The organism is Pseudomonas chlororaphis (assembly GCF_001921865.1).
GTDB classification, from domain to species: Bacteria; Pseudomonadota; Gammaproteobacteria; order Pseudomonadales; family Pseudomonadaceae; genus Aquipseudomonas; species Aquipseudomonas chlororaphis_D.
Genome location: NZ_MSCT01000013.1, coordinates 119,472 through 139,158, shown reverse-complemented (window position 1 = coordinate 139,158; position 19,687 = coordinate 119,472). Strand labels below are relative to the sequence as shown.

General features: G+C 66.0%; 18 protein-coding genes. 5 read left to right on the top strand and 13 right to left on the bottom strand.

Annotation, left to right across the window (positions count from 1 at the left end):
* Positions 1 to 196 precede the first annotated feature (196 nt).
* Both hppD and hpaR read left to right on the top strand, forming a co-directional pair.
* Complete coding sequence (hppD, locus tag BTN82_RS16475) at positions 197 to 1,273, top strand: 4-hydroxyphenylpyruvate dioxygenase (protein ID WP_075120187.1); 1,077 nt, start codon at positions 197 to 199, stop codon at positions 1,271 to 1,273.
* A gap of 144 nt (positions 1,274 to 1,417) precedes the next feature.
* A complete protein-coding gene (gene hpaR, locus BTN82_RS16470; RefSeq protein ID WP_075120186.1) occupies positions 1,418 to 1,840 on the top strand; it encodes a homoprotocatechuate degradation operon regulator HpaR in 423 nt (140 codons plus the stop codon).
* A gap of 146 nt (positions 1,841 to 1,986) precedes the next feature.
* Here the strand turns inward: hpaR and rarD are convergent, their stop codons facing one another.
* The 3 genes from rarD to BTN82_RS16455 all read right to left on the bottom strand — a co-directional run bounded on the left by rarD (position 1,987) and on the right by BTN82_RS16455 (position 5,051).
* On the bottom strand, positions 1,987 to 2,868 hold the full coding sequence (gene rarD / locus BTN82_RS16465; RefSeq protein WP_075120185.1) for an EamA family transporter RarD: 882 nt from the start codon (positions 2,866 to 2,868) through the stop codon (positions 1,987 to 1,989).
* A gap of 172 nt (positions 2,869 to 3,040) precedes the next feature.
* Positions 3,041 to 4,048: an aldo/keto reductase gene (locus BTN82_RS16460; protein ID WP_075120184.1), complete on the bottom strand. Its 1,008-nt coding sequence runs from the start codon at positions 4,046 to 4,048 to the stop codon at positions 3,041 to 3,043.
* A 103-nt stretch (positions 4,049 to 4,151) separates the two neighbouring features.
* On the bottom strand, positions 4,152 to 5,051 hold the full coding sequence (locus tag BTN82_RS16455; RefSeq protein WP_075120183.1) for a LysR family transcriptional regulator: 900 nt from the start codon (positions 5,049 to 5,051) through the stop codon (positions 4,152 to 4,154).
* 161 nt (positions 5,052 to 5,212) lie between these two features.
* On the opposite strand from BTN82_RS16455, the gene BTN82_RS16450 reads away from it, so the two are divergent.
* The gene (locus BTN82_RS16450) at positions 5,213 to 5,623 is read left to right on the top strand and encodes a hypothetical protein (protein ID WP_075120182.1); all 411 of its coding nucleotides are present in this window, start codon (positions 5,213 to 5,215) and stop codon (positions 5,621 to 5,623) included.
* A gap of 163 nt (positions 5,624 to 5,786) precedes the next feature.
* Here the strand turns inward: BTN82_RS16450 and BTN82_RS16445 are convergent, their stop codons facing one another.
* Complete coding sequence (locus BTN82_RS16445; protein ID WP_075120181.1) at positions 5,787 to 7,688, bottom strand: acyl-CoA synthetase; 1,902 nt, start codon at positions 7,686 to 7,688, stop codon at positions 5,787 to 5,789.
* Positions 7,689 to 7,904: 216 nt separating this feature from the next.
* Entirely contained in the window at positions 7,905 to 9,215 is a 1,311-nt protein-coding gene (locus BTN82_RS16440) for an MFS transporter (RefSeq protein ID WP_075120180.1), read from the bottom strand.
* A 324-nt stretch (positions 9,216 to 9,539) separates the two neighbouring features.
* Here BTN82_RS16440 and BTN82_RS16435 point away from each other — a divergent pair, with 324 nt between their 5' ends.
* A complete protein-coding gene (locus tag BTN82_RS16435; RefSeq protein ID WP_075120179.1) occupies positions 9,540 to 10,691 on the top strand; it encodes a sugar diacid recognition domain-containing protein in 1,152 nt (383 codons plus the stop codon).
* 199 nt (positions 10,692 to 10,890) lie between these two features.
* Positions 10,891 to 12,033 (top strand): glycerate kinase, encoded by a 1,143-nt coding sequence (locus BTN82_RS16430; protein WP_075120178.1) that lies wholly within the window; start codon positions 10,891 to 10,893, stop codon positions 12,031 to 12,033.
* A 162-nt stretch (positions 12,034 to 12,195) separates the two neighbouring features.
* On the opposite strand, the gene hpaI is transcribed toward BTN82_RS16430, so the two are convergent.
* The 8 genes from hpaI to BTN82_RS16390 form a co-directional block, all read right to left on the bottom strand.
* Entirely contained in the window at positions 12,196 to 12,996 is an 801-nt protein-coding gene (hpaI, locus tag BTN82_RS16425) for a 4-hydroxy-2-oxoheptanedioate aldolase (protein WP_075120177.1), read from the bottom strand.
* A gap of 10 nt (positions 12,997 to 13,006) precedes the next feature.
* Positions 13,007 to 13,810: a 2-oxo-hept-4-ene-1,7-dioate hydratase gene (hpaH, locus tag BTN82_RS16420; protein WP_075120176.1), complete on the bottom strand. Its 804-nt coding sequence runs from the start codon at positions 13,808 to 13,810 to the stop codon at positions 13,007 to 13,009.
* 2 nt (positions 13,811 to 13,812) lie between these two features.
* A complete protein-coding gene (locus tag BTN82_RS16415) occupies positions 13,813 to 15,120 on the bottom strand; it encodes an MFS transporter (RefSeq protein ID WP_075120175.1) in 1,308 nt (435 codons plus the stop codon).
* A 148-nt stretch (positions 15,121 to 15,268) separates the two neighbouring features.
* Complete coding sequence (locus BTN82_RS16410; protein ID WP_075120174.1) at positions 15,269 to 15,658, bottom strand: 5-carboxymethyl-2-hydroxymuconate Delta-isomerase; 390 nt, start codon at positions 15,656 to 15,658, stop codon at positions 15,269 to 15,271.
* Positions 15,659 to 15,734: 76 nt separating this feature from the next.
* The gene (gene hpaD, locus BTN82_RS16405; protein ID WP_075120173.1) at positions 15,735 to 16,592 is read right to left on the bottom strand and encodes a 3,4-dihydroxyphenylacetate 2,3-dioxygenase; all 858 of its coding nucleotides are present in this window, start codon (positions 16,590 to 16,592) and stop codon (positions 15,735 to 15,737) included.
* Positions 16,593 to 16,731: 139 nt separating this feature from the next.
* Positions 16,732 to 18,192 carry a 5-carboxymethyl-2-hydroxymuconate semialdehyde dehydrogenase gene (hpaE, locus tag BTN82_RS16400; RefSeq protein WP_075120172.1) on the bottom strand — a complete coding sequence of 487 codons (1,461 nt, stop codon included), beginning with the start codon at positions 18,190 to 18,192 and terminating at the stop codon, positions 16,732 to 16,734.
* Positions 18,193 to 18,993, bottom strand: a complete 801-nt coding sequence (locus BTN82_RS16395) for a fumarylacetoacetate hydrolase family protein (protein ID WP_075120171.1) — start codon at positions 18,991 to 18,993, stop codon at positions 18,193 to 18,195. It lies immediately after the preceding gene.
* A 9-nt stretch (positions 18,994 to 19,002) separates the two neighbouring features.
* Positions 19,003 to 19,674, bottom strand: coding sequence for a fumarylacetoacetate hydrolase family protein (locus BTN82_RS16390; RefSeq protein WP_075120170.1), 672 nt, complete (start codon positions 19,672 to 19,674; stop codon positions 19,003 to 19,005).
* Between the last annotated feature and the right edge of the window lie 13 nt (positions 19,675 to 19,687).

The window sequence follows — 19,687 nt, the reverse complement described above, 5'->3', positions numbered from 1 at the left end:
AAGTCTTCTGGCAGCAGAAGCCTCGCCCCCCAGGCGGTAAGACAGGGTCGACATGAAGATTCTCGGGTTCCAGCTCATCTACGGTGATTTCCTCGCGCGCAGCGTGCGGGGCATATCTTGCGCGCCACCTTCGCTCCTCAGCATTGATAGCAACTAACGATCCGTTAATGTCTAAAAATATGATGAGGCGCCAACCATGGCAGATATCTTCGAAAACCCAATGGGCCTGATGGGCTTTGAATTCATCGAATTCGCATCGCCCACCCCCAATACCCTGGAACCGATCTTCCAGATCATGGGTTTCACCAAAGTCGCGACCCATCGCTCGAAAGACGTGCATCTGTATCGCCAGGGCGCGATCAACCTGATCCTCAACAACGAACCCAACAGCGTCGCCTCGTACTTCGCCGCTGAGCATGGTCCGTCGGTGTGCGGCATGGCGTTCCGGGTTAAGGATTCGCAAAAAGCCTACAAACGCGCCCTGGAACTCGGCGCCCAGCCGATCCACATCGAGACCGGCCCGATGGAGCTGCACCTGCCGGCGATCAAGGGCATCGGCGGCGCGCCGCTGTACCTGATCGACCGTTTCGGCGAAGGCAGCTCGATCTACGACATCGACTTCGTCTACCTCGAAGGCGTGGACCGTCACCCGCAGGGCGCCGGCCTGAAGATCATCGACCACCTGACCCACAACGTGTATCGCGGGCGCATGGCCTACTGGGCCGGCTTCTACGAGAAGCTGTTCAACTTCCGCGAGATCCGCTACTTCGACATCAAGGGCGAATACACCGGCCTGACCTCCAAGGCCATGACCGCTCCCGACGGCATGATCCGCATCCCGCTGAACGAGGAGTCGTCCAAGGGCGCCGGGCAGATCGAAGAGTTCCTGATGCAGTTCAACGGCGAGGGCATCCAGCACGTGGCCTTCCTCACCGACGACCTGGTCAAGACCTGGGATGCGTTGAAGAAGATCGGCATGCGCTTCATGACCGCGCCGCCGGAGACCTACTACGAAATGCTCGAAGGCCGCCTGCCGAGCCATGGCGAGCCGGTGAACGAGCTGCAATCGCGGGGCATTCTGCTGGACGGATCGTCCGAACAGGGCGACAAGCGCCTGCTGCTGCAGATCTTCTCGGAAACCCTGATGGGCCCGGTGTTCTTCGAGTTCATCCAGCGTAAAGGCGACGACGGCTTCGGCGAAGGCAACTTCAAGGCACTGTTCGAATCGATCGAGCGCGACCAGGTTCGTCGCGGCGTGCTGGCCACCGAGTAAGTCGCGGCCTGTGTGACGATAAAGCCCGGTCGGGGCCTCCTCGACCGGGCTTTGTTTTGCCTGTCGGTTGGCGATAGTGAATGTGTTAATGTTTGTGTCTCGCGGCGCCCGACGGCGCCATCCAGACCTGTGAACGACCTGCACATGACCAACCCAAGACCTTCCCTGACATTGACCCTTCTTCAGGCCCGCGAAGCGGCCATGGCGTTTTTTCGCCCCTCCCTCAACCAGCACGACCTGACCGAACAGCAGTGGCGGGTGATCCGTATCCTGCGCCAGAACGGCGAGCTGGAAAGCCATCAACTGGCGAAAATGGCCTGCATCCTGCCGCCGAGCATGACCGGCGTGCTGACTCGCCTTGAGCGCGACGAGTACCTGAGCCGGCGCAAATCCCCGGAAGACCAGCGTCGGCTGTTCATCACCCTGACGGACAAGGGCGAGGCATGTTTCGAGTCCATGAGCGGCGATATGGAAATCAACTACCAGCGCATCCAGCAGCAGTTCGGCGAAGAGAAGATGCAGGCCTTGCTGGCCCTGCTCAACGAACTGAAGCAGATCAAGCCCTGAGGCGCGCGCGTCGCCTGCGGCATCGACCAACAGATCAAGACCTGATCCGGTCCCTGTAGCCGCTGCCGAAGGCTGCGTTCGAGGCCGAAGGACTCGCCTTCAGCCTTGATGCGGTCTGTCAGTGAGCCCATGTCGCGGCAGCGTTTTCAGCTCCGACGCTGGCGCAGCAAATGCTTGAAGCCTTCGTACATCAGCACCAGCACCGCCAGCCAGATCGGCAGGTAGGTCAGCCATTCCCCGGCCTTGATGCTTTCCCCCAGCAGCAGGGCCACGCCCAGCAGCAGCACCGGTTCGACATAGCTCAACAAGCCGAACAGGCTGAAGGGCAGCAGGCGGCTGGCGATGATGTAGGCCACCAGCGCCGAGGCGCTGATCAACCCTAGCAACGGGATCAGCAGGTACAGCCAGGGGCGCAGGTCGACCACGGCGAAACCCTGTTCGCCGCTCTGCACGAACCACAGCGCGATCGGCAGCAGCAGGGTCATGTCCAGCCACAGGCCGCCCAGGTTGTCGGCGGCCAGGCGTTTGCGCAGCACGAAATAGATCGGGTAGCCGATGGCTACCAGCAAGGTCGCCCAGGAAAAACTGCCCATCTGGTACAGCTCGTTGAGCACGCCCAGGGTGGCGAAGAAGGTGGCGATCTTCTGCAGGCGCGACAGGCGCTCGCCGTACACCAGGCGCCCGGTCAGGACCATGCTCAGCGGCAGCAGGAAATAGCCCAGCGACACGTCCAGGCTGTAGCCGTTCAGCGGCGCCCACATGAACAGCCACAGCTGCACCCCGAGCAGCGCCGAGGACAGCAGCAAGCCCAGCAGCAGCGCCGGCTGGCCGACGAGCCGCAGCAGCAGGTCGCGCACCCGTCGCCACTCGCCGGAAACCACCATGAACACCGTCATGCACGGTACCGTCAGCAGCATGCGCCAGCCGAAAATCTCCACGCCCGTCAGCGGCGCGAGCAGGGAGGTGTAGAAATACATGACGGCAAACAACACCGACGCCAGGACGGATAGAGCAATACCTTTAGACAAGCGGTCCTCGAGAGGCAAATGGGCTAGGAGGGAAGTGCGGGGAATATAGAGGGTTTGGGGCGAGACGTTTACTCGGATTTAGCCGCGGCGACGGGAAAATATTCCGTTTATCGGGGTTGCCGCGCAACGCGACCCTCGGCGGCCGGGATAGCGGCCGCCGAGGGGAGGGGGATCAGCGCGGCGTGCGTCCGGAGACGAAGTGGCTGACGTCGTTGAAGCCCGGGGTCGAGGCGTGCCCCGGGGTGACCAGCGAATCGATGAAGGCTTCGTCCTCGGCGCTGATTTTCACTTCCAGCGCCTTGGTGTAGGCATCCCACTGTTCCTCGGTGCGCGGGCCGACGATGGCCGAGCTGACGGCGCTGTTGTTCAGCACCCAGGCGATGGCGAACTCGACCATGCCGACCCCGCGGCCCTGGGTGTATCGCTGGATCTCCTGGGCGATGCGCAGCGACTCGACGCGCCATTCGGTTTCCAGGATGCGCCTGTCCTGGCGCCCGGCGCGGCTGTTGCTGTCGGGGGCGACATCCGGCGCGTATTTGCCGCTGAGCACGCCGCGGGCCAGCGGGCTGTAGGGCACTACGCCCAAGCCGTAGGCGCGGGCCGCGGTGATCTGCTCGGTTTCGGCCTGGCGGTTGACGATGTTGTACAGCGGCTGGCTGATCACCGGGCGGTCGATGCCGAGCCGGTCGGCGATGCGGATCACTTCGGCGATGCGCCAGCCGCGGTAGTTGGACAGGCCCCAGTAACGGATCTTGCCCTGGCGCAGGAGGTCGCCGATGGCCGAGACCGTCACCTCCAGCGGGGTGTTGTGGTCTTCGCGGTGCAGGTAATAGATGTCGACGTAATCGGTGCCCAGGCGCGTCAGGCTGGCGTCGATGGCGTTGAAGATGTGCTTGCGGCTCAGGCCGCTGCGGTTCGGCACGCCGTCGGCGGGGCCGAAGCCGACCTTGGTCGCCAGTACCCACTGGTCGCGGTGGCGGGCGATGGCCTCGCCGACGATTTCCTCGGAGCGACCGCCGGTGTAGACGTCGGCGGTGTCGATGAAGTTGATGCCCTGGTCCCAGGCTTTGTCGATGATGCGCAGGGACTCCTCGGTGCCGGTCTGTTCGCCGAACATCATGGTGCCGAGGGTCAGGGAGGACACATGCAGCCCAGAGTGGCCGAGGATGCGGTAGCTCATGTACGAAATCCTTGTGCGTGAGGTGAAGCCGGCGCGACAGCGGCCCGCGACCGGTCATGGGACGCCCATCAAATACCAGAACGGGCGCAAGGGGCAATCTGAATTATCCGGCCAGGCGCTGGCAGCGTTCCTGGAGAAAGCGTTGCAGCGTCTTGACCCGTTCCGAGACCTGCAAGCGATGCGGGCACAGCAGATTGAACGGCACGCTTTCGCCCTGCCAGTCGCCGAGCAGGGGTACCAGGCGCCCGGCGCGGATGTCGCCGGCGACATCGAGCCAGGCCTTGTAGACGATACCGTGGCCGGCCAGGGCCCAGCGCCGCGCCACGTCGCCGTCGTCGCTCAAATAGTCGCCGCGTACCTGGATTTCCTCGGTTTGGCCCTCTCGGCTGAAGTGCCAGCTGGTGTAGGGGCGGCCATTGCGCAGGTACACCAGGGCGCTGTGTTCGCCGAGCTCGGCGGGGGTCTGCGGGGTGCCACGGCGCGCCAGGTAGTCGGGGCTGGCGCAGGCCAGCCGGTGGTGCCGGGGGAGAATCGGCAGGGCCACCAGGCTTGAGTCGCCGGGCACGCCGAAGCGCAGGGCGATATCGACCGTTTCGCGGAACAGGTCGCTGTGGCGGTCGTTGAGCAACAGTTGCAAGCGGATATGCGGGTGATCGCGCTTGAAGTCGTCCAGCCAGGGCAGCAACACATTGCGCCCGAAGTCCGAAGGCGCCGCCAGTTGCAGCACGCCACTCAGGCCCTGGCTCTGCTGCTTGAGCGCCTGTTCGCCCTCGGCCAGGGCGGCCAGCGCCACCCGCACGCTGTCCAGGTAGCGCCGGCCTTCTTCGGTGAGGCGCATGCTGCGGGTCGAGCGCGCGAGCAAGCGCATGCCCAGGCGGGTTTCCAGGCGCTTGAGGGCGATGCTGGCGGCGGCGGGGGTCAGTTCCAGGCTGCGCGCGGCGGCGGAGATGCTCCCGGAATCGGCGGTGCGGACGAAGACTTCAAGGTCGAGAATCGAGCTCATTGCTAAAAATCCTTTAAAGATCTTTGCTTTTTACCGGGGTTTTTCCTCGATTATCAAGCTGGGACCCTGCAGTCACTGCCATCGCGCAGGTGACTTCCCTGCAACAGCTCACCGTTGTGCTTACCCACCCACAGCGCCGGTATCGGCGACGGAGCCCCATCATGACCTGGCATTTCGACCATCTGGCCTTCAACACCGCCCAAGGCGATGCCTTGCAGCAAGCCTTCCAGGATTTGCTCGGGCTGCAGCCTGGACGGCGCCCGCCGTTTCCCTTTCCCGGACGCTGGCTGTACCGGGACGGGCAGGCGCTGGTGCACGTGATCGAACAGCCGGGGTTCGCCGAGCCGCAGCTCAGCCATATCGCCTTCAGGACCGGGGAGGATGCCGCGCAGGTGTTGCAACGGGTCCAGGCCAGCGGCCTGGCGCATCAGGTGGCGCAGGTGCCGGAGGACGGCACCTGGCAGATTTTCGTGCGGATGCCGGGCGGCCTGGTGCTGGAACTGGATGCGCCGGCCGGCGAGCGGCTGGACGCCGATTATCGCTACAAGGCCGATGGCGGCGCGCCGGCTTGAGGCCGTAAAAGCGGCGCCCGCTGCGCGGTCGTGCGCAGCCTGCGGCAGCGGCTACAGGGATTGCGGCATACCGCGCGATGGCGCCCGACGCCGGTGTAGCCGCTGCCGAAGGCTGCGCAAGGTCCGCAGGACCTCCCGCTATTTCAAGAGCGAGCGCTCCGGTTCAGGCCGGGTGCAGTTCGTAGCGCACCGCGTAGCCGCTCAGTCGCTGGTCCAGCGCCGCACGCAGGGCCGTGTCCAGGCCGGGCACATGCAGATCCACGCGCTGGCCGTGGCGTTCGTCGTTGAGGGCCTCGACCCGGATGCCCTCGGCAATCGACCGCACCTCGTCCTCGAATACCCGGCGAATCGCGTCCAGGCGCAGGGCCGGCTTGAAGGTCTTGCCCACGGCCGTCAGGGGGATCTGCTCCAGCAGCCAGATGTCCTTGGGCAACGCCGCTCGTTCGTGGATATGGCGCGTGGCGTGCTCCAGCAGCTCGGCCGGCTCGACGCTGGCGCCGGCCTTGAGCTGGATGTACACCACCGGCAGTTCGCCGGCCTTGAGGTCCGGCTTGCCGACCGCCGCGGCCATGGCCACGGCCGGGTGGCGGTGCAGGGCTTCCTCGATCATCTGCGGGTCGATGTTGTGGCCGCCTCGGATGATCAGGTCCTTGCTGCGCCCGGTCAGCCAGATATAGCCGTCCTGGTCGATGCGCCCCAGGTCGCCGGTGTTGAACCAGTCGCTGTCGAGCCACAGCCCGTGGTTCTTGTCGGCTTGCAGGTAACCCTTGAACACTGTCGGCCCGCGCAGGCACAACGTGCCGGTCTCGTCGGCGGCGGCGTCGCGCAGGTAGCGGCCTTCGCCGTCGAGCACGGCGATCTTCACCTCGCAGTACGGCAAGCGCAGGCCGATGGAGCCGGGGCGGCGCTCGCCGTCCTGCGGGTTGCAGCAGGTGGCGCAGGTGCCTTCGGTGAGGCCGTAGCCTTCGATGATCTTCATCCCCGAATGCGCCTCGAACTGGCGGATCAGCTCCACCGGCATCGGTGCGGCGCCGCACACCGCAAAGCGCAGGCTGGACAGGTCGATGCCGGCGTTGGGTACCTGCAGCAAGGCCGCATAGATGGTCGGTACGCCGCTGAAACAGCTGACCCGGTAACGCTCCACCAGGTGCCAGAAATCCTTGATCAGTGTCGGGTTGCGATACCCCTGGGGGCCGGCCAGCAACACCCGGGCGCCGCGATTGAACGCGGCCAGGCCCGTGAGCATCACCCCGTTGACGTGGAACAGCGGCAGCCCGCAGAGCAACACGTCGCGGTCGTTGTAGTCGCCGTGCAGGCCGATGATCTCGGCCATCGCCACTTCGTTGAGGTGGCTATGGGGCGCGAGTTTCGGCGTGCCGGTGGTGCCGCCGGTGTGGAAGTACGAGGCGATGTCGTCCGGCTGGATCACCCGGCCGCTTTCCAGGTGGTCGGCGGGGCAAGCGGCCAGCAGAGTGTCGAAGTCCAGTACGCCCTCCGGCAGCGCCGGACGCTGGCTTTTGAGTGCACTGCGCTGGGGCTCGGGCAACAGGTTGGCCAGGTCGACGGTGACAATGGCTTCCAGTTCCGGCAGCAACTCGCGCAAGTGGGCGACTTTCTGCCAGAGGTCGGTGCCGGGGAAGGGTGCCAGGGTCACCAGTACGGTGGTGCCCGAGGCGCGGATCAGTTCGGCGATGTGCGCGGGCTCCAGCAACGGGTTGATGGCGTTGACGATCCCCGCGGCCTCGCCGCCCCAGATCACATAGTGGGTCTGCGGCAGGTTGGGTAGCAGGAACGACACCGCCTTGCCCGCGCGGATGCCCAGCCGGTGCAGGGCGTTGGCGGTGCGGGTGACCTGGGCGAAAAACTCGGCGTAGCTGATGTCCCACGGTTGGTCCTGGAGGCTGCCCTGGGGCAGGAAGGTCAGGGCAGTGCGCTCGCCGAAGTCGCGGGCCGAGCGTTGCAGCAGCTCATAGGTGCTGGCGGGCAGATTGCGTTGGGCCAGGGGCTGGCGTTGTTCCAGGGCCTGGATATCGCTCAGGCGGGCGAGAGAAAGAGGCGCGGTCATGATCGTATGGGGCTTCCGTCGGTAAGGTCGGCGAGGGCGTCATCAATCGATCCGGCCAATGCAGCGTCGCCGCGGCCGGATGCTTGTCCGATATACCACGGCGATGTTGCAGCGCTTTGTTGCTTTTTGTAGCGAGGCGGTGACAAAGCGCATGGCGTGTCCCCGGAAGCCGGGCCTGGCAGACGACAGGCCCGGTGCTCGTCTTGAGGGTATGGCTCAGCGTTTCAGGCTGCGGGTCATGCGCAGGGCCAACAGGCTGCCGGCGACGATGACGGCCGCCAGCAGATAGAGCGCGGCGTCGGTGGAGCCGGTGCTGTCCTTGACCCAGCCGACGATGTAGGGGCTGAGGAAGCCGGCCATCTGGCCCATGGAGTTGATCAGCGCCAGGCCGCCCGCGGCGGCGCCAGCGCTGAGCAGCGCGGTCGGCACCGGCCAGAACATCGGCAGGCCAGTGAGGGCGCCCATGGTGGCGAGGGTCAGGCCGAGGATGGCGATGGTCGGGTTGGCGGCGAAGTTGACCGCGATGATCAGTCCAACGGCGCCCATCAGCATCGGCACCACAAGGTGCCAGCGACGTTCCTGGCGCAGGTCGGCCGAGCGGCCCACCAGCAGCATGAACAGCGCGGCCAGCAGGTAGGGAATGGCGCTGAGCCAGCCGATCACCAGGTTGTCGCTGAAACCCAGGTTCTTGATGATCGACGGCAGCCAGAAGTTGATGGCGTACACGCCGCTCTGGATGCAGAAGTAGATCAGGCCGAAGGCCCAGATGGCCGGGTTCTTGAACACCGCGCCCAGGGAGTCGCCGGTGGTCCGGGGTTTGCTCGCGGCGTCTTCGGCCTGGTCGGCTTCGAGCAGCGCGCGCTCTTGTGGGCTCAGCCATTTGGCGTGGGCGAAACTGTCATTGAGCAGGAAGTACGCCAGGGCACCGAGGATCACCGTGGGAATGCCCTGCAACAGGAACATCCACTGCCAGCCCGCCATGCCGCCCTGGCCCGCGGCGAAGTGGTTGAGAATCCAGCCGGAGAACGGGCTGCCGAGCAGGCCGGAGACCGGGATCGCCGACATGAACAAGGCCATGATCCGCCCGCGACGGAAGCTCGGGAACCACTGCGAGAGGTACAGCACCACACCGGGGAAGAAGCCGGCTTCGGCGGCGCCGGTGAACAGGCGCAGGGTGTAGAACTGGGTCGGGGTGGTAACGAACAGCAGGCAGGTCGACAAGGTGCCCCAGGTGATCATCATCAGCGCGATCCAGCGCCGCGGGCCGAACTTGTTCAACGCCAGGTTGCTCGGCACGCCGCACAGCACGTAGCCGATGAAGAAGATTCCGGCGCCGAGGCCGTATACGGTTTCGCTGAACTTCAGGGCATCGAGCATCTGCAGCTTGGCGAAGCCAACGTTCACCCGGTCGAGGTAGTTGAACAGGTAGCAGATGAAGATGAAGGGGATCAGGCGCAGGGTGATGCGCTTGTAGACGGCGTTTTTATCGTCATCGGTGGCCAGGGTGGCAGCGGCGCTCTGTGACATGGCGGGTCTCTCTTTATTATGATTTTTTGCGGTGCAAGGGTAACGTTGACCGCCCCGAGAGTCTCGGTCACCCCATGGGCCGCTGTCTTTGTGCCGGCGCACAGGGTTTGCCGGCATCCCCTGTGCCGGTGAACAAGCCCCGCTTGCCCCGTTAGGGTCTGTACGAAAAGTCGGCGAGCGAAGGTCAGGCAAGGCAAAAACAGGCGAGGAAGCGCAGTGTAGGGGCCTACATGAGCATTCCGAGCCTGTTTTTAACGCAGCATGGCCGAGCGTAGCCACTTTTCGTACAGAGCCTAGAACCCGCCTGCTGAGGAACCCGCCGCTATGTTCGAACTGGATCATGACCTGGCGCAGGATATCGTCGACCGCACGATGGCCATCCTGCCCTACAACGTCAACGTCATGGACAGCCAGGGCCTGATCCTCGGCAGCGGCGAGCCCGAGCGGATCAACACCCGCCACGAAGGCGCGCAGCTGGTGCTGGCCAACGGCCGGGTGGTGGAGATCGACGCGCAGACCGCCAAGCACCTCAAGGGCGTGCAACCGGGGATCAACCTGCCGTTGCTGCACGACCAGCGGCTGATCGGCGTGCTCGGCATCACCGGCGAGCCGGAATTGCTGCGCACCTACGCCGAGCTGGTACGGATGACCGCCGAGATGCTGGTGGGCCAGCGCCATCAGCAGGCCGAGCAGCAATGGCGCCGCCAGCGCTGCGACGACTTGCTGGCGTTGCTGCTGAGCGACAGCGGCGACTCGCCGCGGCTGGTGGACGAGGCGCAGCAGATGGGCCTCAAGCCGCAGCTGGCGCGCACGCCGTACCTGTTCGAGCTGGCGCTGGACGACGAGGCGGGGCAGCAGGGCGCCGGACAGACCGTCGAGGCCCTGAGTGCCTGGCTGCTGTCGCGCTACCCGGACAGCTGGTGCGTCAGCTCGGCCAAGTCCTCGTTGTTGTGGTGCCGGCCGGCGAGCTTGAGCGTGGATAACCCGCGGCTCCTGGAAAAGCTCGACGGCCTGGGCTGGCACATCCTGCGCGTTGCCGTGGGCGGGCAGGCCGAGGGGCTGGCAGGGCTGCGCCGCTGCTACCGGCGGGTCGGCGACCTGCTGGCCTACGGTCGCGACGTGCTGCCGCGCTCGCGGCTGCTGACCCTCAATCGTTTTCGCCTGCCGGTGATGCTCTGGCGCCATCGCAACGACGACGCCCTGGACGAATTGCTCAGCCCTTTGCGCAAGGTCATGGCCAAGGACGGCAACGGCCAGTTGCTGGCGACCCTGCGCAGCTGGTGCGACCACGACGGCCAGAGCCAGGCCTGCGCCGATGCCCTGGGCATCCACCGCAACAGCCTGCGCTACCGCATGGAGCGCATCGCCGAACTCAGCGGCGTCGACCCGCTCAAGCTCGACGGCATGTTGGCGCTGTACCTGGGGGTACAGCTGTTGCCGCAGGGCGATACCTTTGTAACCACACCCTCCCTGTAGGAGCGAAGCTTGCTCGCGATCAAGGCACCACGGTATGCCAGGTTCACCGCGGCGTGACCATCGCGAGCAAGCTTCGCTCCTACAAGGGGCATGGTTTGTGGCAAATGAACAATAAAGCCGCTCCGCGCTTGTGCAGCCGACCGGGGTCAAGGTCGCGGCCAACTGGCAGCATGGGCGCCATAAGAACCGGAGATAGCCCATGAAAATCATCATCGCCCCCGACTCCTTCAAGGACAGCCTGAGCGCTTGCGGCGTGGCCAGCGCCATTGCCGAGGGGCTGGCGCGGGTGTGGCCGGACGCGCAACTGATCCAGTGCCCGATGGCGGACGGCGGCGAGGGCACGGTGGAGTCGATTCTCGACGCCTGCGAGGGCCAGTTGCGCCGCACCCGGGTCCAGGGGCCGCTGGGCGCGCCGGTCGAGGCCCGCTGGGGCTGGCTGCCGCAGAGCCACACCGCGATCATCGAAATGGCCGAGGCCAGCGGCCTGCAACTGCTGCCGCCGGGCCAGCGCGATGCCTGCGCCAGCAGCACCTTCGGCACCGGCGAGCTGATCCGTGCGGCCCTGGAGGCCGGCGCGCAACGGGTGATCCTGGCCATCGGCGGCAGCGCCACCAACGACGCCGGCGCCGGTGCCTTGCAGGCGCTGGGCGTGCGTCTGCTGGACAGCACAGGCAAGGATTTGCCCCCGGGCGGGCTGGCCCTGGCGCAGGTGGCGCGGGTCGACCTGAGCCGCCTCGACCCGCGCCTGGCCGAGGTGCGTTTCGAGATCGCCGCCGACGTCGACAATCCGCTGTGCGGCCCCCATGGCGCCTCGGCGATCTTCGGCCCGCAGAAAGGCGCTTCGCCGCCGCAGGTCGAACAGCTGGACCGGGCCCTGGGCCAGTTCGCCGACCAGGCGGCGCAGGTGCTGGGCAAAGATGTGCGCGACGAGCCGGGCAGCGGCGCCGCCGGTGGCCTGGGCTTCGCCGCCAAGGCCTTCCTGGGCGCGCGTTTTCGTCCGGGGGTGGAGGTGGTGGCCGAGCTGGTGGGGCTGGCCGAGGCGATGCAAGGGGCGGACCTGGTGATTACCGGCGAAGGCCGCTTCGACGCCCAGACCCTGCGCGGCAAGACGCCGTTTGGCGTGGCCCGGGTCGCCACACAACACAAGGTGCCGGTGATCGTGATCGCCGGGACCCTGGGCGAAGGTTACGAGCAGATGTACCAGCACGGCGTGGACGCGGCGTTTGCCCTGGCCAGCGGCCCGATGAGCCTGGAGCAGGCCTGCGCCGAGGCCCCCCGCCTGTTGCGTGACCGGGCCGCGGATATCGCCCGGGTCTGGCGTTTGGCCGCGCGCCAGGGTTGATGTAGCCGCTGCCGAGCGCAGCGAGGCTGCATACGGACGCGTAGCGGCCGCAAGAGGGGGCACACGGTATTCTCAGGTAGAACGAGTGCTCGGGTTTTGCGCCTGCTGCGCAGTCGTACGCAGCCTCGCTGCGCTCGGCAGCGGCTACAGGGCTACAGGACTTTAGTAGACCCCGCCGCCGGAAGCGGGGGGCGCGACATCCTTGTACTGCCCCAACAGGCCCTGTAGACCCTTCATCAGCACCGTGGTGTCAACGCCCACCGCGACGAAGTTGGCTCCCAGTTCTATATAACGCCGTGCCAGGGCCTGGTCGGCGCTGAGGATGCCCGCCGCCTTGCCGGCTTTGCGGATCCGCCCGATGGCGTCTTCGATGGCCGCCTGCACCGCGGGGTGCCCCGGGTTACCGCGGTGGCCCATGGCGGCGCTCAGGTCGGCGGGGCCGATAAACACCCCGTCGACGCCCTCGACCGCGGCAATCGCGTCCAGGTTGGCCAGCCCCTCAAGGTTTTCGATCTGCACCAGCAAGCACATCTGCGCATCCGCCTGATCCAGGTAGCCCGGGATGCTGTTCCAGCGCGAAGCCCGGGCCAGGGCGCTGCCGACCCCACGCACGCCCGACGGCGGATAACGCATGGCCCGTACCAGTTGCCGCGCCTGCTCGACGCTTTCGACCATCGGCACCAGCAGAGTCTGGGCGCCGATATCCAGCAGTTGCTTGATCAGCGCAGTGTCGCCCACAGGCGGGCGAATGATGCCCTGTGCCGGGTAGGGCGCGATGGCCTGCAATTGCGCGAGCAGGCTGCGCAGGTCGTTGGGCGCGTGTTCGCCGTCCAGCAGCAGCCAGTCGAAACCGGCGTTGGCCGCCAGCTCCGCGCAATAGGCATTGGCCAGGCCGAGCCACAAGCCGATCTGCGGCTCGCTATGTTGCAGGCGTTGCTTGAAGGCGTTGATTGGCAATTGCATGGCCGTCTCCTCAGACAAAACGGCAGGCGATGCTGCCGAGCTGGTCGTAATCGACATGGAAGGTGTCGCCGGGGCGGGCGGCCACCGGGCGGGTGAAGGAGCCGCCGAGGATGATCTGTCCGGCTTCCAGGCCGACGTCGTAGGCCGCCAGCTTGTTGGCCAGCCAGGCCACGCCCTTGGCCGGGTGGTTGAGCACTGCCGCGGAGACCCCGGACTCCTCGATCACGCCGTTGCGGTACAGCACCGCCGGCACCTTGCGCAGGTCGATATCGCCCGGGCGCACGGCGCGTCCGCCCATGACCACGCCGGCGTTGGCGGCGTTGTCGGAAATGGTGTCGAACACCTTGCGCGTGGCCTGGGTCTGTGGGTCGACCTGCTGGATGCGCGCGTCGATGATCTCCAGGGCCGGGATCACCCACTCGGTGGCGTCGAGCACGTCGAACAGCGTGCAGTTCGGGCCTTTGAGCGGCTTGCCGAGGATGAACGCCAGCTCCACTTCGACCCGCGGCACGATAAAGCGCTGGAACGGAATGTCGCTGCCTTCCTCGAACAGCATGTCGTCCAGCAGGGCGCCGAAGTCCGGTTCGGTGATGTTCGACGACACTTGCATGGCCCGCGAGGTCAGGCCGATCTTGTGCCCGACCAGCTTGCGCCCGTCGCGGATCTTGCGTTCCACCCAACTGCGCTGGATGGCGTAGGCGTCTTCGACGGTGATGCCGGGAAACGCCAGCGACAGCTGGGCGATCTGTTCCCGGCTGCGTTCGGCATGATCGAGGCGGGCGGCGGCCTGCTGGATGTCCGAGGGGCTGAGCATGGTTATTTCTCCTGGGGATTGACGATAAGGGCCGGCACCCGCAGCACCAGCCAGGCGCCGCCGGCGATCAGCAGGGCCAGGGCATACAGGGCGAGGCTGGCGCTCTGGGTGGCGTCGCGGACCACGCCGATCAGGTAGGGCGCGAGGAAGGCGGCGATGCTGCCGAACGAGCTGATCAGGGCGATGCCAGCGGCCTGGGTGTTGCTGGCGAGAAACGCCGGCGGCAGTTGCCAGAACATCGGTAGCGCGGCGCTGGCGCCCATGCCGGCCACCAGCAGCCCGGCCATTACCAGCCAGGCGTTGTCCGGGGCGAAGCCGGCAACGATCAGGCCGAAGCTCGCCATCAGCAGTGGCACGCTCAGGTGCCAGCGCCGTTCGCGCAGGCGGTCGGAGGAACGGCCGACACCGATCATGAACAGGCAGCCGGCCAGGTACGGCAGGGCGCTGAGCATGCCGACGCTGCTGTCGCGGGCGATGCCGGCGTGGTGGATCAGGGTTGGCATCCAGAAGGCGATGGTGTTGACCGCCAGCATCACCGCGAAGTAGATGCACACCAGCAGCCAGACGTGGCGGTCCTTGAGAATGCCGGAGAAATGAGTGATGGGTTTGTGCCGTTCTTCCTCGCTCAGGGCTGCGTGCACTTGCTGTTTCTGCTCGGCGCTCAGCCAGCCGACGCTGTCGATGCTTTCCGGCAGCGCCTTGAGCACCACCAGGCCGAGGAACACCACCGGCAGGCCTTCGATCAGGAACATCCATTGCCAGCCGCGCATACCGCCCAGGTCGTGGAAACTCTCGAGAATCCAGCCCGACAGCGGCCCGCCGATCACCCCGGCCATGGGCACGGCAATGGCGAACAGCGCGGTCACCTGGCCGCGGCGGCTGGCCGGGAACCAGCGGTTGAGCAGCACCAGGATGCCGGGGAAGAAACCGGCTTCGGCCACCCCCAGCAGGAAGCGCAGCAGGTAGAAGCCGGCGGCGTTGTCCACCAGCAGCATGCCGCTGGACAGCAGGCCCCAGACCAGCATCAGGCTGGCGATCCAGCGCCGCGGGCCGACCCGGTCCAGGGCCAGGTTGCTGGGCACGCCGAACAGCGCGTAGGCGATGAAGAACAGCCCTGCGCCGAAGCCGTAGACGCTGTCGCTGAACCCCAGGTCCTGGGTCATTTGCAGCTTGGCGAAACCGATGTTGATGCGGTCCAGGTGGGCAAAGATGTAGCAGGTGAACAGCAGGGGCATCAGCCGCCAGGTGATCCGGCGGTAGGTGTCGCTGGCCTCCGGGGCATTGGCCACGGCAAGGGTAGGGCTGGGCATGGGCGGGATCTCTTTATTGTTTTTGTCGATAAGGCTCAGCACCCTGTAGCCGCTGCCGAAGGCTGCGCCCGGCTGCGAAGCAGTCGTGCTCTTGAGCTTGCAGGAAGGCTCTTCGAGCCTTTTCGCAGCCTGCGGCAGCGGCTACAGGTCAGGAGTGCTGCTTGAGGAACTCGTGCACGTTGTTGTGCTTGAAGTTCAGCTCGGCATCCAGCTCGCTCATCTCGAACGACAGCGCCAGCAGGCGCTGGGCCTGGAGTTCGGCGAAGTGCGCCTTGATGATCTCGAACAGTTCCTCGGCGACCTGGCGCCGGGTGGCCAGGTCGCGCCCGGCGCCGACCTGCAGGCGCATATGGACGAAGGCGTAGTCGTGCTTGCCGTCGGCCATGCGCCAGGTGTCCAGGCGCACGCCACGGCTGCGGATGCCGCCCAGCGGGAACACGCCGCTGGCGCCCAGGTACTCGTGGACCTTGGTAAAGAGCGCCGGCAGGTCGGCGGCCTGTTCGATGTTGTCGGTGTATTCGGCGATGAAATGCGGCATGTGATCCTCCTTGCAGGCGAACCTTCGGCGGCCGGCCCTGGTTTTCAGGGCTGGCTGGGCGAGGTGGGCGATGCGTCTAGAGCGGGAAAATGGCGTTGATCTGGCCGGTGCCGGAGCTGCCGAAAGGCGGCGTGACGATTTCCGCCGGCCGGTTGTATTCGGGGCCGCCGAGCACCCCCAGGAGCATGGCGGTGTCGTGCATCTTGCCTTCGCCGAAACAGTGTTCGGCGTAGTCCGGGAGCATCGAGCAGAACTCGCGGAAACGCCCCTGTTGCCACAACTCGACCACGCGCAGGTCGACCTGCTTGTCGAATTCGCGGGTCCAGTTATGGATGTTGGCCTCGGCCACGCGGTCGTCGGAGAAACGGTGCGACAGCGAGCCGGACGCCAGCACCAGGACCTTGCGGTCGCTTTTTTCGATGGCCCGGCGCACCGCGGCGCCGAAGGTGAAGCTGTCTTCGAGCTTGTGCCAGGCGCACCAGGCGGCGATGGAGATCACCTTGAAATGCTGCTGCGGCGGTACCCCCATGTGCATGTAGCGCATCGGCACCAGGGTGCCGTACTCCAACTCCAGGCTGGGGATGTTGTGGGCGAGGGTGCGCACGTCGGCGGCATTGGCCTCGGCGGCGATCAGTTCGCCCAGCTCCGGGCAGCCACCGTAGTCGTAGTCCATGTTCTTGATGAAGTGCGGCAGTTCGTTGCTGGTGTAGGTGCCGTTGAAGTGCTCGCCGCAGTTGATGTGGTAACCGCTGTTGACCAGCCAGTGCACGTCGAACACCACCGCGGTGTCGGCCCCCAGCTCGCGGGCGCGGCGGGCGATTTCCTTGTGCCCGGCAATCGCCGCTTCGCGACAGCCGTGGTGCTTGCCCGGCAGTTCGGACAGGTACATCGATGGTACGTGGCAGACCTTGGCGGCCATGACGACTTCGCCCATGGTGCTTCTCCTGATCGTTATTGTTCTGTGGGGCGCTGGCGCGGGAGCCTTGGGTTCCCGCTCGCGATGGTGCCTTGTCAGTCGTTGCGCCATCGCGAGCAAGCTCGCTCCTACATACACCGGCAACAGTACCTGTTCTTTACACGCCCCAGCGCGGGATGTGGTGGCTGCCCATGGAGAGGCAGACGTTCTTGATCTCGGCAAACACCTCGAAGCTGTACTCGCCGCCTTCGCGGCCGGTGCCGGAGCCCTTGACCCCGCCGAACGGCTGGCGCAGGTCGCGCACGTTCTGGCTGTTGATGAACACCATGCCGGCCTCGATGCCGCGGGCCAGGCGGTGGGCCTTGCCGATGTCCTGGGTCCAGATGTACGAGGCCAGGCCGTATTCGGTGTCGTTGGCCAGTTGCAGGGCCTCGGCTTCGTCCTTGAACGGGATCAGGCAGACCACCGGGCCGAAGATCTCTTCCTGGGCGATACGCATCTTGTTGTTCACGTCGGCGAACACCGTCGGCTGGATGAACTGGCCGCGGGCGAGGTGCGCCGGCAGGTTGGCCGGGCGTTCCAGGCCGCCAGCGAGGAGGGTGGCGCCTTCTTCGATGCCGATGCGGATATAGCCGGTGACCTTGTCGTAGTGGGCCTGGGTGATCATCGAGCCGACCTGGGTCTTGGGGTCGGTCGGGTCGCCGACGATCAGCCGCTTGGCGCGGGCCGCGAATTCGGCGACGAATTGCGGGTAGACGCTTTCCTGGATGAAGACCCGGCTGCCGGCGGTGCAGCGTTCGCCGTTCAGCGAGAAGATGGTGAACAGCGCGGCGTCGAGGGCGCGTTCGAGGTCGGCGTCCTCGAAGATCAGCACCGGCGACTTGCCGCCCAGCTCCATGGAGTACTTTTTCAGCCCGGCGGTCTGCATGATCTTCTTGCCGGTGGCGGTGCCGCCGGTGAAGGAGATCGCTCGCACGTCGGGGTGGCGCACCAGGGCGTCGCCGGCGGTGGCGCCGTAGCCCTGGACGATGTTCAGCACGCCGGCCGGAATGCCGGCTTCCAGGGCCAGGCGCCCCAGCTCGTTGGCGGTCAGCGGCGACAGCTCGGACATCTTCAGCACCGCCGTGTTGCCCAGCGCCAGGCACGGCGCGGTCTTCCAGGTGGCGGTCATGAACGGCACGTTCCACGGCGACACCAGGGCGCAGACACCGACCGGCTGGTACAGGGTGTAGTTGAGCATCTGGTCGTCCACCGGATAGCTGTGGCCATCCATGCGGGTGCAAACCTCGGCGAAGAAGTCGAAGTTGTGCGAGGCCCGCGGAATCAGCACGTTGCGGGTCTGGTGGATCGGCAGGCCGGTGTCGAGGGTTTCCAGTTCCGCCAGTTGCGGCACGTTCTGGTCGATCAGCTCGCCCAGCCTGCGCATCAGCCGCGCCCGTTCCTTGGCCGGGGTGTTGGCCCACTTCGGAAAGGCGGCCTTGGCGGCCGCCACCGCCTGGGCGATTTCTTCGGCGCCGCCGCTGGCGACTTCACCGATGGCCTCGCCGGTGGCCGGGTTGTAGTTGGTGAAGACGTCTTGGCTTTCGACCTCGCGGCCGTCGATCCAGTGTTTGATCATTTATGCGTGCTCCTTGGCCGCGAGTTGCGAGTCGTGTTGTGCCTTGATCCTGAAGAAGTCCGCCTCGCTGACGATGCGGTTGACCAGCCGGCCGACGCCTTCGACCTCGACCACCACCTCGTCGCCGGGGACCACGTCGGACAGGCCCTCCGGGGTGCCGGTGGCGATCATGTCGCCGGGTTGCAGGGTCATGAAGCTGGACAGGTATTCGATCAGGTAGGGGATGTCGAAGATCATGTCGGCCGTGGTGCCTTCCTGGCGCAGCTCACCGTTGACCCAGGTGCGCAGCTTCAGCTTGTTCGGCTCGGGCACGTCGGCGACGTCGACGATCCACGGCCCGACCGGGGTGGTGGCGTCGCGGTTCTTCACCCGGAGGTTGGGCCGGTAGTAGTTTTCCAGGTAGTCGCGGATCGCGTAGTCGTTGCACACCGTGTAGCCGGCCAGGTAGTCCAGGGCGTCCTCGCGCTTGACGTTGCGCGCGGTCTTGCCGATCACCGCCACCAGCTCGCACTCGTAGTGCATGTAGGCAACGTTGTCCGGGCGCCAGGTGACCTGGTTGTGGCCGGTGTAGGTGCCGGGGGACTTGACGAAGGCCAACGGCTCGGTCGGCGGCGAGAAGGCCAGTTCGGCGGCATGGTCGGCGTAATTCAGGCCCAGGGCGAACATGCTGCCGGTGGCCGGCGGCAGCCACTCGACCTGGTCTTCGGCGAGCACGCGGCCGTCGGCCAGTTGCACGCTGTTGGGGGCGTTGACCACGACGTCGTGGACCTGGCCTTGATAACGGATGCGGGCGTGTTTCATGTCGGCTCCTTATTCGGCGGCTGTTTCGGCGACAACGTGGTTGGCGAGGCGGCCCAGGCCGCTGATTTCCACTTCGATGCGGTCGCCGGGGCGGACGTCGACGCGGCCTTCGGGGGTGCCGGTGATCAGCACGTCACCCGCGTGCAGGGTCATGAACTCGCTGAGTTCGGCGATCAGCTGGGGAATGTCGCGCACGAAGTTCGCGGTGCTGTTGCGCTGGCGCAGTTCGCCGTTGACCCACAGCGTGAGCTCCAGGTCATGGGGGTTGCCGACCTGTTCCGCCGGCACCAGTTCCGGGCCGAGGGCGCAGAAGCCGTCGCGGCATTTGGCCTTGACGGCAGGGCGGTAGTAGCTGTCTTCGGGCAGGCTGAATTCGTTGACGATGGTGTAGCCGGCGACATGTTGCAGGGCGTCTTGCGCGCTGACCCGGCTGGCGCTCTTGCCGATCACCACGCCCAGCGCCGGACCCGGTTGCAGGCGGTCGACGCCCCGCGGATAGACCACGGCACCGCCGTGGACGTTGCGGGTGTTGGGTGTCTTGATGAAGAGCACCGGCTTGACCGGAGGTTTCTGGTAGGGCGGTTGGGTGAAGGATTCCAGGTGGCTGCGCAACAGGCCCTGATAGTTCAGCGCGACGCCGAACAGGGTGCCGGTGGCGACTTCATGCAGTGCACGGCTCATTGGGGTTTTCTCC

What these genes read in the sequence shown, in the direction of transcription:
- hppD (WP_075120187.1), top strand. Translation starts at nt 197, where the DNA reads ATGGCAGATATCTTCGAAAACCCAATGGGCCTGATGGGCTTTGAATTC.
- hpaR (WP_075120186.1), top strand. Translation starts at nt 1,418, where the DNA reads ATGACCAACCCAAGACCTTCCCTGACATTGACCCTTCTTCAGGCCCGC.
- BTN82_RS16460 (WP_075120184.1), bottom strand. Translation starts at nt 4,048, where the DNA reads ATGAGCTACCGCATCCTCGGCCACTCTGGGCTGCATGTGTCCTCCCTG.
- BTN82_RS16455 (WP_075120183.1), bottom strand. Translation starts at nt 5,051, where the DNA reads ATGAGCTCGATTCTCGACCTTGAAGTCTTCGTCCGCACCGCCGATTCC.
- BTN82_RS16450 (WP_075120182.1), top strand. Translation starts at nt 5,213, where the DNA reads ATGACCTGGCATTTCGACCATCTGGCCTTCAACACCGCCCAAGGCGAT.
- BTN82_RS16445 (WP_075120181.1), bottom strand. Translation starts at nt 7,688, where the DNA reads ATGACCGCGCCTCTTTCTCTCGCCCGCCTGAGCGATATCCAGGCCCTG.
- BTN82_RS16440 (WP_075120180.1), bottom strand. Translation starts at nt 9,215, where the DNA reads ATGTCACAGAGCGCCGCTGCCACCCTGGCCACCGATGACGATAAAAAC.
- BTN82_RS16435 (WP_075120179.1), top strand. Translation starts at nt 9,540, where the DNA reads ATGTTCGAACTGGATCATGACCTGGCGCAGGATATCGTCGACCGCACG.
- BTN82_RS16430 (WP_075120178.1), top strand. Translation starts at nt 10,891, where the DNA reads ATGAAAATCATCATCGCCCCCGACTCCTTCAAGGACAGCCTGAGCGCT.
- hpaI (WP_075120177.1), bottom strand. Translation starts at nt 12,996, where the DNA reads ATGCAATTGCCAATCAACGCCTTCAAGCAACGCCTGCAACATAGCGAG.
- hpaH (WP_075120176.1), bottom strand. Translation starts at nt 13,810, where the DNA reads ATGCTCAGCCCCTCGGACATCCAGCAGGCCGCCGCCCGCCTCGATCAT.
- BTN82_RS16415 (WP_075120175.1), bottom strand. Translation starts at nt 15,120, where the DNA reads ATGCCCAGCCCTACCCTTGCCGTGGCCAATGCCCCGGAGGCCAGCGAC.
- BTN82_RS16410 (WP_075120174.1), bottom strand. Translation starts at nt 15,658, where the DNA reads ATGCCGCATTTCATCGCCGAATACACCGACAACATCGAACAGGCCGCC.
- hpaD (WP_075120173.1), bottom strand. Translation starts at nt 16,592, where the DNA reads ATGGGCGAAGTCGTCATGGCCGCCAAGGTCTGCCACGTACCATCGATG.
- hpaE (WP_075120172.1), bottom strand. Translation starts at nt 18,192, where the DNA reads ATGATCAAACACTGGATCGACGGCCGCGAGGTCGAAAGCCAAGACGTC.
- BTN82_RS16395 (WP_075120171.1), bottom strand. Translation starts at nt 18,993, where the DNA reads ATGAAACACGCCCGCATCCGTTATCAAGGCCAGGTCCACGACGTCGTG.
- BTN82_RS16390 (WP_075120170.1), bottom strand. Translation starts at nt 19,674, where the DNA reads ATGAGCCGTGCACTGCATGAAGTCGCCACCGGCACCCTGTTCGGCGTC.